Below are 14,020 nucleotides of genomic sequence, written 5' to 3'. Positions count from 1 at the left end.
TGAGTGTCTTATGCTCTAGCGGCGAAGTGGACACGCCTCAAAGAATAAGGATTGCTTGAAGCAGTCAAACTTCTTTGGAAGCCTCCACTTCAAATTTTCGCTAGAAAATTAAGTGGGGGTAGTTCACGCTTGGAAGGGCTTACGTTGGATTTTTTTTTCAGGGCATATTTTCATTTTGCCTCTTTTCCAGTAAAATTGAAATACATGTTTTATATTTTTGTAGATAGCAGGTGAAAGCGTGAGGAGAAAACGGAGAAAAGCATTTTCCATCATCGGATGGCTGGCGGTGTTTTGGCTATCTTTTTCACTGTTGGCCGTTCAGACGGAAGCGGCTCCATTCCCGAATGTGGAGCGGCTTGAGCAGCATGCCGCCCAGCTTGAGCGGGCGATGAAAGCCAATCAATGGTCCAAGCCGTACCGTCTCTTCAACCAAGTCAAAAGCGATTATCAGGCGGCAAAAAAAGAAGTGGCGCGCGTGCGTCCGCAAACGGCAAGGGCGCAGTTGGAAAAACGGATCGCTGCCGGAGAACAGACAATCAAAAAGGCTTCTGCCTATATCAGCGCTGTCGAAAGCGGGGAGCGATTGCGTGCCTTGACGGCCAACGTCGACCGGGCGCTGCGGACGGGGGATGTGGATGTCGTGTATGATTCCTATGCCCTGTTGCAATACCAAATTCGCAAAACGGCGATTCTCATCGGCCGTGTTCCGGGAGCGGCGCTGCGCGAAAAGATGGAAGGATGGTTTCAACGCCCGGCTTTGGCTGTTCAGCAGCGTGCGTATGATCCCATCAATATTATGAAAGCCATGGACAAGCTGCTTGATGCGTATGATGAAGGGGATATCGCGCGGGCGGAGCGGCTGCTGTCGCTTTGCGACCGATGGCTGCCAAACGTGGTGGATGCGGCGACGCGCAAGCAGCTGGCGGTGTATATCGATGATTTTAAAGCGCCGGTTGTCTTAGATGTCGATATCGAGTAAACGAGCGCATCTCGGGAGAGGAGAGACGAATATGACGGTGATGCAACGATGGGCGGCGGCTCTTCTGTTGTTTGCGGCTCCATTTTTGGCTTGGAGCCCACCGGCGGAGGCGGCGACGGCGTCAACGAAGGTGCTCGAAGAAGTGCGGGAGTTGGTTCGTCAGTATTATGTTGAACCCGTAAGCGATCGAGTGCTGAAAGCCAGCACCCCGCAAGATATTGTCAAACAGCTTGACCCGTATTCTGCCTATATGACAAAACAAGAATACGAGGAATTTTTGAAGTGGATTGACATGGAGTCTGTCGGCATCGGCGTGATGGTTGAGGAAGATGAGGACGGCGTCCACATCCTGTCTGTCTTGGACAATGGACCAGCCGCCCGCGCCGGGCTGCAGCCGGGCGATGTGATTCGGGCGGTTGACGGGCAGCCGGTAACAAATGAGACTATGGAAAAAGTATTGAGCTTGATCGCAGGGGAAGAAGGAACGACGGTGGCCGTAACCGTTTGGCGGCCGTCGACCGAGGAAACCGTCAGTGTCACCATCAAGCGGGAAAAAATCGACTGGCCGAACGTTGAGTTCAAACGGCTGGCAGGGAATATCGGCTATATTCAGCTATATAGTTTTGATGAGACAGCTCCCAGTGAAATCGAACGCGCCATCCGCTCCTTAAGCGGAGTGAAAGGGTGGATTTTGGACCTTCGGGACAATCCGGGGGGATATGTCGAAACAGCGCAGCAAATCGCCGGCTTTTTCCCAAATGTGAAGCAAGCGTTTCAGTTGCGCGACCGTTCGAATCGCCCAGAAGTGTATGCTGCTGTCAAACAGCCGGTGCAAATGACGGGTCCGATCCGGTTGCTTGTCAATGCGTCGAGCGCGAGCGCGTCGGAAATGTTGGCGGCGGCGGTGAAGGAGCAAAAGGCGGCCGTTTTGTACGGCCAGCGGACGTTTGGCAAAGGATCGATGCAGGAAATGTTTGAGCTGTCGGACGGCAGCATGTTGAAGTTGACCGTCGCCCACTTTTTCTCGCCAAAAGGGACGCCGATTCATCATGTCGGGGTGAAGCCGGATGTGCCGACGGTCGTTGGGAAAGAGCTGTACGCCGCTCACCGCGATTTGCTGATTGGCCAGCTGAAAGGGTATCAGTCGCTCGGCAAGCTGCGCAATGCGCCGGTCGATAAGACGTTTGTCGTCCGCTTCTCTCGTCCGCTCGCCAATACCGCGGTAAGCGGAGTGAAATTGTATCAATTAGGCGGACAGGAAGCAGCGGTGACGGCGCAAATCCGTCGGGGGACGGAGCTGGTGATCAAACCGGCAGCGAAGCTGGCCAAAGGGCAGAGCTATTTATTGGTCATTCCGCCGGTGTTGAAAAGCAAAGACGGCGTGGCGATGAAAAAAGGTGCTTACATGGAGATTCAAACTACGAAATAAGGCCCTCCCGTCGAGATGGGTTGGATAGCCGTCGTTCTTGATGATGCAACGTTCGGCTGTTGCGTCTAAGGCTCAGCGGACAACGGGAGCGCGGCCGTTTTGAACGGAACGGTGCAAAGAAAGCTGGCCTCCATCGGTCGTTTGGCGACCATGGGGGCCAGCTTTTTGCCGGTTACTCCTCGCTTGATTGCGTTTCTTGCCTTTCGCTCTGTGACGGGGAGGATGGGATCGTCACCTTCCAGGACGTCCAATCCGGTTCTGCTTTGCGCAGCAATTCCGGTGGGAAGAGGAACGTCCATGGTTTGCTGGTGTGGGCTTTCACTTCCAGATGGCAGGCAAACAATCCGCGGGCGACGATGTCGCCAGCATGATCCCGCACTTCAAGCGGGATTTGTTCAAAACGGATCTGTTGGTCGCTGCCGTTGCGAATGAGCAGCGTGACGGCTAGCTCGCCGGAAGGCAGCTGTTTCGCTTCAATGCCCATGAAGTTCACTTCCCCGCGAGCAGGAGGCGGAACCGAGTCAACAAGGGCTTGCAGCTGTTGGCGCTGCTCGGCCGACAGCGACTGTTCCCAGCTTTCCTCTAGCTCGAGCCGATGCCGCGGTGTCAATTCAAAGGCGATCTTCCATCCATCTGCAGGCAATTGATCGACGAGCTTGTCCTCGGCGGCGAACAAGAACCGCCACGGACGGGCTGTCATCGGCGGCAGTTCGCCGAAAGCGCTCATGTCAAACTCTTTGCGGGCGATCGCTGTGCCATCCTCGCCAAGCAGCAACAGGCGAATTCGTTCAAAGCGGACCGGTTTCGGCAGCGTATTGCGCAAAATGGCGACAGCGACAAATCCATCATTGTATTCGACCAGCTTGACGCCCGAAATGGAAATTTGGTTTGGCTGAAGCGACGGCAGCTGTTCGTGGTAAAAGCGATAGACGTACGTTTCTTCTGGAGACAGCTGCCAGTCCGGATGAAACGACAGCGTTGTTTTCGTTCCGACCTCCGGCTGTTCGACATGTTGTGCCGGCAGCTCGGCCTCCGGTTGCGTGCGTTGTTTTCTTCGAAAAATCATGGAACCCCTCCTTTACGGGGCGGCGTGCTGCGCCGCGGTTATGGTTGGTTCGCGGCGGCGGCCGCTTCGTCATCAATGACAAACTGGCTTTTCAAATAGTTCATGGCGGCGGTGGAGATGCCGGCGTCGATCGCTTGCTGCAGCGCGACGAATTCGCGGTAAGCGTCCATTTCAAAGGCGCGGTATGGATCCTCTTGGCCATAGCTGCGCAAATGAATTCCCTCTTTTAATACATTCAGTTGATTTAAGTGGCGAATCCAGTGAGCATCGATGGTTTCAACCATCAAATGCTTAAGCCGCATGGTTTGTTCTTCGTCACACGGAAGATCGGCGAGTGCTGCTTCAAGTGATTGGTATTCGTTCCAAACGAGCTGGGCGATTTCTTGTTTTTGCTTATGACGAAGATCATCAATCAGATAGGCAAACCGGAAAAAGGCACGGCGCAGCTCGTTGTGCAATCCTTCGATGTTCCACTCTTCAAAAAAGACGTTTTCCGGACAGTAACGGTCGATCGTTTGCGTGATATAGCGATGGATGTGCTGAAGGAGCTCGGACAGCACCTCTGACTGCTTCAGCGCCAAGACGCGATCGCGCATATGGTAGATGACTTTGCTTTGTTGGTCGATCACGGTGTCCAATTTCAATAAATGCAATCGCGCCGAATAATGGGCGTTTTCGATCGTTGTTTGCACTTTTTGGACGAACTTGATCGGGTCAGGCGACACGATGAGCCCGTTGTCATCCGTCTTGACTTTGCTTCGCCATTTTTCCAGTTCCTCTTGATCGTACAGCCGAAATAAATCATCCTCCAGCGAAATGATAAACTGGGAAGACCCCGGATCCCCTTGGCGTCCTGCTCGGCCGCGCAGCTGCATATCAATGCGATGGCTTTCATGTCGCTCTGTGCCGATGATGTGCAGCCCGCCCAGTTCCTTGACGCCTTCCCCAAGCAAAATATCCGTTCCGCGCCCGGCCATATTGGTGGCGATCATCACTTGCCCTTTTTGCCCGGCAGTCGCGATGATGCGCGCCTCTTCTTCCTCCGTTTTGGCATTGAGCAGGTGGTGAGGGATGCCTGCTTTGGAAAACTCCGCTGATAACCGTTCCGACTGAGCGACTGACGTCGTGCCGATGAGAACGGGGCGGCCGATGGCATTCATTTTTTTCACTTCGTCAATAATTTTCCGTACTTTTGCCTCATACGTCTGGTAGACGAGGTCGTCCCAGTCGATGCGGCGGGATGGCCGGTTTGTCGGAATCGTAATAACGCGCAGCCGGTACGTTTGCCAAAATTCTTCTTTCGACGGCGTAGCGCTGCCGGTCATCCCGGCTAGCTTCTCATACATCCGAAAATAGTTTTGGATCGTAATCGTTGCTTGGATGTCGTTTTCTTCGGTGATGTCCACGCCTTCTTTCGCCTCGATCGCTTGATGCAGACCATCGCTGAATGAGCGCCCTTCCATCACCCGACCGGTGAACGGGTCAACGATCATGACTTTGCCATTTTTGACGATGTAATCGACATCCCGCCGCATGATAAACCAAGCGCGCAGCGACTGCATCGCATGATGGAGCAGCACGTGATGCTCCCAGTCGTATAGGTTGTCGATGCCAAACGCCCGCTCAAGTTTTTGCGCTCCTTCTTCCGTGAGAAAAATTTGCTTTGTCTCTAGCGAGCGCTCATAGTCTTTTCCTTCTTGAAATGTGCAGACGATCCGGGCCATAATCGGGAACAGCTCGGCCCCGATTCCCGATTTGTTGGCGATGATGAGCGGGGTGCGCGCTTCGTCGATTAAAATGCTGTCGATTTCATCGATGATGGCGTAATACAGCGGGCGCTGCACTTTATCTTCGAGGCGGTACACCATGTTGTCGCGCAAATAATCAAAGCCGAACTCGGTGCCGGTGCCGTACGTGATATCAGCCGCATACGCTTCTTTTTTCTCGCTCGCCGTCATTTGCGACACATTCAGGCCGACGGTTAAGCCGAGGAAGCGGAACAAACGGCCCATTTGTTCGCAGTCCCGGCGCGCTAAATATTCGTTGGCTGTAATAATGTGGACGCCTTTCCCAAGGAGGGCGTGCAAGTAGCTTGGCAAAGTGGCCGCCAGCGTCTTTCCTTCCCCGGTCTGCATTTCGGCGATGTTTCCTTCATGCATCGCCAATCCGCCCATCAGTTGCACGTCGTAATGGCGCAGCCCGAGCACGCGCCGGGCCGCTTCCCGGACGACGGCAAACGCCTCGGTTTTTATGTCATCGAGCGTCTCGCCGCTTTCGAGCCGTTCTTTGAAGGCAACCGTTTTTTGACGCAGTTGTTCATCGCTCAGCGAAGAAATGGTGGGTTCCCATTCATTGATTTGCGCCACCAGTTTAGCAAGACGCTGCACTTCTCGAGCGCTTTCGTCAAATAGTTGCTTTACTTTTGTCAACATATTGTCCATTCCTCTCCTAGACAGGCATGATTCACACCAAGTGCTCTAAAACCTAATTATAACACAAGATGCTTCGTGTAGAGAGAAGATGTAAAATGTGGAATCGCCCGTCGGATTGGCGCTCGGAGTTTCTCACGGCAAGGGGGAAAAGAAATTTTCCATCCTTGGGGACAAAAAGCGGTGTAAAAAAAGATTGATTTACTCATCGTATATGGTAACATAAAGATGATGTGTGTTTCCGCGATTTTATAAGGCCAAGGTGATTGCACATGAATATGGAAGCATTTGCCGCATGTTTGGCTTCGTTTATCACAGTATTGGTCATCACCCCGTTCGTGATCAAGCTCGCCATCAAAATGGGCGCGGTTGATCGGCCGAACGGGAGGAAAGTGCATACAAAAGTCATGCCAAGGCTTGGCGGATTGGCTATTTTTATTGGTGTGGCCATCGGCTATTTTGTCGGTGGGGTGTATAAAGAGCAAGTGACGGGGATGACGGTCGGCGCCATCATCATCGTGCTCGTCGGGATGCTTGACGATTTGTACGAGCTGTCGCCGAAAGTGAAGCTGGCCGGACAGTTGCTGGCGGCGTTCGTCGTTGTCGCTTCCGGGCTGAAGGTCGATCTTTTGACCGTCCCGTTTGTCGGCACGTTTGAGTTGGGGCTGTGGAGCTACCCGATTACGATATTTTGGATTGTGGCGATTACGAACGCCATCAACTTGATCGACGGGTTGGATGGGTTGTCCGCAGGCATTTCCGCCATTGGGATTGCGGCCATTGCCGTCATGGCGGGCATGGCGGGCAAAATGCTCATTTTCACGCTCTGCTTGATCATCTTGGGCAGCGTCATCGCTTTCTTGTTTTACAACTTCCACCCGGCGAAAATTTTCATGGGGGATACCGGCGCGTTGTTTTTAGGTTATGCCATTTCCGTTCTGTCGGTGCTAGGCCTTTACAAAAGCGTGACGCTCTTCAGCTTCGTCGTTCCGGTGATCATTTTGGGCGTGCCGATTTTCGATACGACGTTTGCCATTATCCGCCGCATTGTGAACAAGCGGCCGATCTCGGCGCCCGATAAGTCGCATCTTCATCATCGGTTGCTCGCTCTTGGTTTTTCGCACCGCAACACGGTCTTGTTGATTTATGCGTTTGGCTTGATGTTTGCGGTCAGCGCTATTTTGTTCTCCGCCTCGACGTTATGGCAGTCCATTCTCATCGTTTTTGCCTTGATCGTCTTCGGGGAACTGCTGGCTGAGCTGATCGGCTTGGTCAATGACCAGTACAAGCCGTTTATGACTTTTATTCGCAAGTTGCTTCGGGGAAGCCGAAAAGTATACGGAAATGACCGATAAATAGCAAAGGGGCCGTTTGTGTCATGAAAGGGACAAACGGCTTTTTTCAGGAATTGTCCTTCTCTGGAAAATTATACCCTTCTTTTTTATTGTTTATGCAGCTTGTGCCATTCCTTCGCTCATTTTTTACGGCAAGGCCAAGATTGCCACAAAACTGTCATTATATATTGACACAAATGTGATAAACTAAACATGTTTATTCTATATATTTTTTGGATTTGGAGGAACTTGCGATGAACGTGCCAATGTTGGATTTGAGCGAACAGTATGAACAATTGAAGCCGGAGATCATGCGTGTATTGGACGAGGTGATGCGTTCTTCCCGCTTTATTTTAGGGGACTATGTAAAGAAAATGGAAGCGGAAATTGCCGCCTACAGCCGGGCGAAACACGGAATCGGCTGCGGCAACGGAAGCGATGCGATACATATTGCTTTGCAAGCGGCCGGCGTCGGCCCAGGGGACGAAGTCATTACCACATCGTTTACGTTTTTTGCGACAGCTGGAGCCATCGCGCGGCTTGGCGCCAAACCGGTGTTTGTCGATATCGATCCGGTGACGTTCAACATCGATCCTGCGCAAATCGAAGCCGCGGTAACAGAGAAAACGAAAGCCATCATCCCGGTGCATTTATACGGGCAAATGGCGGATATGGAGGCGATCGCTGCGATTGCCAAGCGGCATGGATTGGTTGTCATTGAGGACGCCGCCCAGGCCATCGGCGCGAAATACCACGGGAAATGCGTTGGCGAGCTGGGGACGGCAGCGACGTACAGCTTCTTCCCGACGAAAAACTTGGGCGCCTACGGGGATGGCGGCATGATCATTACGAACGATGATGAATTGGCGGAAAAATGCAGGGTGATCCGCGTTCATGGCAGCAAGCCGAAATATTACCATCATGTGCTTGGCTACAACAGCCGTCTCGATGAGATGCAAGCGGCGATTTTAAGCGTCAAATTCCCGCATCTGGATCGTTGGACGGAACAGCGACGCCAGCATGCGACGACGTATACGCGCCTGCTGCAGGAGGCGGTCGGCGACCTTGTCGTGACGCCGAAAGAGGTCGAGGGGCGCTATCATGTGTTCCATCAATACACGATTCGCGTGCCGAAGCGCGACGAGCTGCAGGCGTTTTTGAGAGAACAGGGGATCGCGACGATGGTGTACTATCCGCTGCCGTTGCATTTGCAGCCGGTGTTTGCTTCGCTCGGGTATAAGGAAGGGCAGTTGCCGGAGGCGGAAAAGGCAGCGAAAGAAGCGCTGTCGCTCCCGATGTTCCCAGAGCTGAAAGAGGAGCAGCAACAATACGTCGTGGAGAAAATCGCGGAATTTTACCGTCATTTCGTTTGATCGTCCAACCTGTCAAAGGAAACGTCACTTGCGCACAGCAATGGCGTTTTCTTTGGCGTTCGATCATTTGTTTTGTTCACAACACTTTGTTATTTTATGATAAGGGATGGTGGCCGGATTGACGGCGGAAAAACGACCGTTTGTGCTATACGAATATTTGCGCTTTTTTTGGCAACGAAAATGGTGGTTTCTTCTCGTTCCGCTTGCGACGATCGTGTTGACCGTCATGGCAGGGAGGCTTTTGTTGCTGGGGGAGAAGTATACGGGGAAAGCAGTCGTGTTTACGGGATCAATTGACGTAAAAGAGTTGACGGATCCGAAAAATATAGAAGCGAAGTTTCCTGAGGTGAAAAACTTGGACGTCGTCGTTCCTGAAGAACAGTACGTGCAAATCACAGTCAAAGGCGACGATGAACAAGACGTGAGCCGGGAATTGAAGCATGTGGTGTCGGAATACAGCCAGGAGCTCGAGCGCCATTCACAAGAACGGATTGATGTCACCACGAAATACTTGCATGCGTTGGAAGAACGGGAGCGCGCATTGCAGCAAAAAGTCGATTATTATAGCGAACAAGTCCAGTCGGGCCGCTTGAATCCAGAACAGCTCGATGACATCAGTGACTTGTTGGTTGAGTCGGAAAACAATTTGACCGAAGTGATGGAGCGCGTCAATCGCATCCGCGGCAATCTTGTCTTTTACGAAAAACCAGCCGTATTGTCGGAAACGGTGGCGAAATCGAAAACGTATACCGGGCAGCTTGCGGCGATCGGCCTTGTCCTCGGCCTGTTTTTGACGGTCGTTTGGCTGACGCTTTGGAAGTATATATTGGACGCGAGGAGGTACTATTCTTCATGATCCGTTTTGCCATTGTCGGCATGGGGCATATCGCGAAAAAACATATCGATGCCATTGAAAAGGCGGACGGCGCTGAGCTGGCGGCCGTGTGCGACACGAACCCGGAACGGCTGCGCGACGTGTCGGATGTTCCTGTTTACACTGACATGGAGACGATGTTGAAGGAGAACGAACAGATCGATGTCGTCAACATTTGTGTTCCGTCCGGATTGCATGCGCCGTTGACCAAGTTGGCGGCCCGTTATCGCCGTCATATCATTGTGGAAAAGCCGATGGCGCTCCGCACGAGCGACGCTGAAGAGATGATCCGGGCGGCGAAAGAATACGACGTGAAGCTCGCGGTCGTTCATCCGAACCGCTTCCGTCCGGCCATTCGGAAGCTGAAAGAGGCGATGGAGCACGGGATGTTCGGAAAACTGAGCCACGCGAACGCCACGGTGCGCTGGAATCGAAATCAAGCCTATTACGATCAGGCGGCGTGGCGAGGGACGAAAGCGTTCGATGGCGGCGTCTTGATGAACCAAGCGATTCACAATTTGGATTTGCTGCTTTGGTTGATGGGGCCGGTCAAGGCGGTGCAAGCGATGGCGGCGACCCGTCTGCGCAAGATTGAGACGGAAGACGTCGCGGCGGCGGTTGTGGAGTTTGAAAGCGGAGCGCTTGGCGTCATCGAGGCAGCGACGACGATTTACCCGCAAAACTTAGAGGAATCGATCGCCATTTTCGGCGAAACGGCATCAGTGAAAATCGGCGGCCGGACGGCGAACTTTATCGAAACGTGGGAAGCGGAAGGCGTCAGTGAGGAAGAGCGAGCAAAGCTCATCGATGAGATCAACGCCGACCCGTTTGGCAAGCCGGGGCACCAATGGATCATTGAAGATATGGTGCAAGCGATTCGCGAAAACCGCGAGCCGATCGTCAATGGTTGGGACGGACTGGCTCCTGTTCGGCTGATCGAAGCCATTTTGCGTTCGGCGGAAACCGGGACAAGAGTGCAATTATCTGAGTAAGAAAGGAATGAGAAGAATGAACTACGCGGAACGGCTGTTGCAAAAGTTTGAGAAACGCGATGCGGTGATCGGCGTGGTTGGGCTTGGCTACGTCGGGCTGCCGCTGGCAGTCGAAAAAGCAAAAGCAGGGTTTCATGTCATCGGCTTTGACATCCAACAAAGCCGTGTCGATCAAGTGAACAATGGAATCAACTACATTGGCGATGTCGTCGATGAAGATCTGCATGAAATGGTCAAACAAGGACGGCTGGTGGCGACGACCGATTACGCCCGGATCGCGGAAGTCGATGCCGTGGCGATCGCGGTGCCGACCCCGCTCGATGCGCATCACCAGCCGGATACGTCGTACGTTGAAAACTCGGCGAAGGAAATCGCGAAATATGCCCATGAGGGGATGCTCGTCGTTTTGGAATCGACCACCTATCCAGGCACGACGGAAGAAATTGTGAAGCCGGCGCTGGAGCAAAAAGGACTTGTCGTCGGGGAAACGGTGTTCGTCGCCTATTCGCCGGAGCGGGTGGACCCGGGCAACAAGCAGTTTAAGACGAAAAATACGCCGAAAGTCGTCGGCGGCGTGACAAAGACGTGCACGAAAGTGGCGGCGGCGATGTATCGAGCCGTGCTTGAAGGCGATGTCCATGAAGTGTCGAGTCCAGCGGTGGCGGAAATGGAGAAAATTTTTGAAAACACGTTCCGCCATATCAACATTGCGTTAGCGAACGAAATGGCCATTTTGTGCGAACGGATGGGCATTGATGTCTGGGAAGTCATCGATGCAGCGAAAACGAAGCCGTATGGATTTATGGCGTTTTATCCGGGACCGGGGCTTGGCGGCCACTGCATTCCGATCGACCCGTTTTATTTGACATGGAAAGCGCGCGAATACAACTACCATACGCGCTTGATCGAGCTGGCTGGCGAAATCAACAACGCCATGCCGGAATATGTCGTCAACCGCGCGATGCTCATTTTGAACGAAGAAGGGAAGGCGCTGCGCGGTTCGAAAGTGACGGTGCTCGGCGTCGCCTACAAAAAAGATATTGATGATGTGCGCGAATCGCCAGTGTTGAAAATCGTCGAGCTGCTCGAGCAATACGGAGCGGAGTTTGCGGTCGTCGACCCGTATGTTCCGTCGTTCCGGGCGTGCAACCGGGTGGTGGAGACGGTCGAGCTGACGCCGGAATTGCTGGAGCAGTCGGATCTTGTCTTGATTGCGACCGACCATTCCAACATCGACTATGAAATGGTCGCTCGTCACAGCCGCGTCGTGTTTGACACACGCAACGCCATGAAAGATGTGTCGAAACCAGCCAAATACGTCAAATTGTAAGCGAAGGAGACGAAACGATGCATATTGTCGATCCCTCTGTTGTTTGCGGTGAACGTGTCGAAATCGGCCATTTCACTGTCATCGAGGCGAATGTAAAAATCGGGAATGACGTTAAAATCGGCCATCGCGTCACGATTCACGAAGGAACGGTCATTGGGGACGGCGTGACGATCGCCGACGGCGCGGTGCTCGGCAAACCGCCGAAGCCGGCGAAAACGAGCACCGTCAAGCTGTCGGGTGAGCTGCCGCCGCTTGTCATTGGCGACCATTGCACGATCGGCGCCAATGCTGTCATCTATCGAGGAGCGACGATCGGCGCCTACACATTGATCGCTGATTTGGCGAGCGTGCGCGAAAACGTGCACATCGGCCAATATGTGATCGTCGGGCGCGGGGTGTGCGTCGAAAACCACGTCCAAATCGGCGATCGGACGAAAATCCAGTCGAACTCCTACATCACGGCTTACACGACGATCGAAGATCATGTGTTCATCGCCCCGTGCGTCACGACGACCAACGACAACTACATGGGGCGGACGGAGGAGCGATTTGCGAAAATCAAAGGGGCGACCATCAAGCGCGGAGCGCGTGTTGGGGGCGGAGCGATTTTGCTGCCGGGCGTGACGGTGGCGGAAGAAACGTTCGTCGCCGCCGGAGCGCTCGTTACGAAAGATACGGAACCGAAAACCGTCGTCAAAGGATTCCCGGCGCGTTTCAGCAAAATGGTGGACGAGCGGGAGTTGTTGTAAATTGTTCGCAGCATTCAAGCGTTTAGGAGCGGATTCGCTCCTTTACGCGTTTATGAACGTCGGCACGAAGCTGATCGCGTTTTTGATGCTGCCGGTTTATACAAGCTATTTGTCCAAGGCGCAGTATGGAGCGGTCTACTTGATTGACCAATGGACGTCGATGCTGACGTTTCTCGTCATTTTTGGAACGGATTCGGCGCTCTCTTTTTACTATTACGACACGGATGACAAAGAGAAGCGCCTTTTGTATGTGCGGAACGTCATGTATGTTCGGCTGTTCATAGTCGCTCTCTTGTTTTTCGCCGTCGTGGTGGCTGGACCATGGATAGCGCATGCCCTGTTGGATGAGCCTGGCGATGTCGATTTGTTGTATCTTAGTCTTATGACCTTGTTGCTTGATACGATTTTCGTTGTAGCGACAACGGTCATGCGCTTTGAATTTCGGACGAAATCGGTCGTCATCTGGACGCTGGTGAAGATGTCGCTGGTCGCCGTGCTGTCGTACGCGGCACTCCGTTGGTTGGCGGCCACTCCCGAAGGATTGCTGATGGGCCGCCTAGTCAGCAGCGCACTCGTCTTTTTGTTGATGCTTCACTTCACGGTAAAGTACATGGTGTGGCGTGTGCGTTGGGATGTAGTCAAGCAGCTTTTGGCTTACGGGGCGCCGCTTGTGCCGACTTCGCTCGCCTTTTGGGCGATCGCCAATGTCAGCACATTGTTTCTCAAACATTTTGCCTCATTGGAGGAAGTGGGAGTGTTTGGGGTAGCCTTACGGTTGGCGACGGTGATTACCTTGATTACGAGCGGGGTGCAAATGGCTTGGCGGCCGTATTCGATGTCGATGAAAGATCGCCCTGGACACCGTGAGCTGTTTGCGAAAGTGTATATGGCGCTTCTTGTCATCGGAGCCGTGGGTTTGGTGGCGATCGCGACGGTAAGTCCGTGGCTGGTCGAGACGTTTTTCAAGCCGGAATACCGGGAAGCATCCGCTTATATCCCGTTTTTGTCGGCCGTGACCTTTTTGAATTTTTATTATTTGATTTTGTCCACCGGTTTATTTTTGACAAAGGAAACCGGCTATATTTCACGAGTGTTCACGTTAGCAGCGCTTCTTCACCTTGTGTTGAACGCCGTTTTGGTGCCGCTTTGGCTCAGCTGGGGGGCGGTTGCAGCCAGCCTCATGACGTATATGGTCGCTGTGGCTTTCATTTTTCGCAAAAGCCAGCAAGTGTATCCCGTGCCGGTGTCATGGAAAAAGATGAATTTCATTTTGGTCGGTACATTGCTCGCCCTCATCGTCATCGTCTATGTCCAGCAGGCGCCGCTTGCTGACGGTTGGGTGCTCGCTGGTTGGGGCTTGTTTGCCGCCATGCTGTTTGCCACCCGGGTTGATCGTGATTTGCGGCGTCCGGTGCGCACGATCGAGGGAGAAAATGTGCAAAATACTTGATAACCGGTCATCTGA

General features: G+C 53.2%; 11 protein-coding genes. 9 read left to right on the top strand and 2 right to left on the bottom strand.

All coding sequences use genetic code 11. From position 1 onward, the window contains the following. The first annotated feature begins 238 nt into the window (after positions 1–238). A complete protein-coding gene (locus ETC05_RS16530; protein ID WP_031406944.1) occupies positions 239–979 on the top strand; it encodes a hypothetical protein in 741 nt (246 codons plus the stop codon). 31 nt (positions 980–1,010) lie between these two features. Continuing rightward, positions 1,011–2,408, top strand: a complete 1,398-nt coding sequence (locus tag ETC05_RS16525) for a S41 family peptidase (protein WP_031406946.1) — start codon at positions 1,011–1,013, stop codon at positions 2,406–2,408. A gap of 172 nt (positions 2,409–2,580) precedes the next feature. Here the strand turns inward: ETC05_RS16525 and ETC05_RS16520 are convergent, their stop codons facing one another. Together ETC05_RS16520 and secA2 are read right to left on the bottom strand one after the other, a co-directional pair. Continuing rightward, positions 2,581–3,474, bottom strand: coding sequence for an accessory Sec system S-layer assembly protein (locus tag ETC05_RS16520; RefSeq protein ID WP_171661484.1), 894 nt, complete (start codon positions 3,472–3,474; stop codon positions 2,581–2,583). Positions 3,475–3,512: 38 nt separating this feature from the next. Further along, complete coding sequence (gene secA2 / locus ETC05_RS16515; protein ID WP_031406950.1) at positions 3,513–5,906, bottom strand: accessory Sec system translocase SecA2; 2,394 nt, start codon at positions 5,904–5,906, stop codon at positions 3,513–3,515. A gap of 269 nt (positions 5,907–6,175) precedes the next feature. On the opposite strand from secA2, the gene ETC05_RS16510 reads away from it, so the two are divergent. The 7 genes from ETC05_RS16510 to ETC05_RS16480 all read left to right on the top strand — a co-directional run bounded on the left by ETC05_RS16510 (position 6,176) and on the right by ETC05_RS16480 (position 14,005). Further along, positions 6,176–7,258 carry a glycosyltransferase family 4 protein gene (locus ETC05_RS16510; protein WP_031406952.1) on the top strand — a complete coding sequence of 361 codons (1,083 nt, stop codon included), beginning with the start codon at positions 6,176–6,178 and terminating at the stop codon, positions 7,256–7,258. Positions 7,259–7,491: 233 nt separating this feature from the next. After that, complete coding sequence (locus ETC05_RS16505; protein ID WP_171661483.1) at positions 7,492–8,610, top strand: DegT/DnrJ/EryC1/StrS family aminotransferase; 1,119 nt, start codon at positions 7,492–7,494, stop codon at positions 8,608–8,610. Positions 8,611–8,728: 118 nt separating this feature from the next. Further along, the gene (locus ETC05_RS16500) at positions 8,729–9,466 is read left to right on the top strand and encodes a GumC domain-containing protein (RefSeq protein WP_031406956.1); all 738 of its coding nucleotides are present in this window, start codon (positions 8,729–8,731) and stop codon (positions 9,464–9,466) included. Next, positions 9,463–10,476: a Gfo/Idh/MocA family protein gene (locus ETC05_RS16495; RefSeq protein ID WP_031406957.1), complete on the top strand. Its 1,014-nt coding sequence runs from the start codon at positions 9,463–9,465 to the stop codon at positions 10,474–10,476. The genes ETC05_RS16500 and ETC05_RS16495 overlap by 4 nt, the downstream gene beginning before the upstream one ends. Before the next feature lie 16 nt (positions 10,477–10,492). After that, on the top strand, positions 10,493–11,806 hold the full coding sequence (locus ETC05_RS16490) for a nucleotide sugar dehydrogenase (protein ID WP_031406959.1): 1,314 nt from the start codon (positions 10,493–10,495) through the stop codon (positions 11,804–11,806). A gap of 17 nt (positions 11,807–11,823) precedes the next feature. Beyond that, a complete protein-coding gene (locus ETC05_RS16485; protein WP_031406961.1) occupies positions 11,824–12,555 on the top strand; it encodes an acyltransferase in 732 nt (243 codons plus the stop codon). A 1-nt stretch (position 12,556) separates the two neighbouring features. Next, positions 12,557–14,005: a lipopolysaccharide biosynthesis protein gene (locus ETC05_RS16480; RefSeq protein ID WP_031406963.1), complete on the top strand. Its 1,449-nt coding sequence runs from the start codon at positions 12,557–12,559 to the stop codon at positions 14,003–14,005. Positions 14,006–14,020 lie beyond the last annotated feature (15 nt).

Origin of the sequence: Geobacillus sp. BMUD, from assembly GCF_013096845.1 — a bacterium.
Classification (GTDB): domain Bacteria; phylum Bacillota; class Bacilli; order Bacillales; family Anoxybacillaceae; genus Geobacillus; species Geobacillus vulcani.
The sequence above is the reverse complement of the archived record's forward strand: the minus strand, read 5'-3'. Positions and strand labels throughout refer to the sequence as shown.

Bases quoted from the DNA above. Each gene is read 5' to 3' on its own strand.
- secA2 (WP_031406950.1), bottom strand. From the start codon at position 5,906: ATGTTGACAAAAGTAAAGCAACTATTTGACGAAAGCGCTCGAGAAGTG.
- ETC05_RS16525 (WP_031406946.1), top strand. From the start codon at position 1,011: ATGACGGTGATGCAACGATGGGCGGCGGCTCTTCTGTTGTTTGCGGCT.
- ETC05_RS16485 (WP_031406961.1), top strand. From the start codon at position 11,824: ATGCATATTGTCGATCCCTCTGTTGTTTGCGGTGAACGTGTCGAAATC.
- ETC05_RS16495 (WP_031406957.1), top strand. From the start codon at position 9,463: ATGATCCGTTTTGCCATTGTCGGCATGGGGCATATCGCGAAAAAACAT.
- ETC05_RS16505 (WP_171661483.1), top strand. From the start codon at position 7,492: ATGAACGTGCCAATGTTGGATTTGAGCGAACAGTATGAACAATTGAAG.
- ETC05_RS16490 (WP_031406959.1), top strand. From the start codon at position 10,493: ATGAACTACGCGGAACGGCTGTTGCAAAAGTTTGAGAAACGCGATGCG.
- ETC05_RS16510 (WP_031406952.1), top strand. From the start codon at position 6,176: ATGAATATGGAAGCATTTGCCGCATGTTTGGCTTCGTTTATCACAGTA.
- ETC05_RS16520 (WP_171661484.1), bottom strand. From the start codon at position 3,474: ATGATTTTTCGAAGAAAACAACGCACGCAACCGGAGGCCGAGCTGCCG.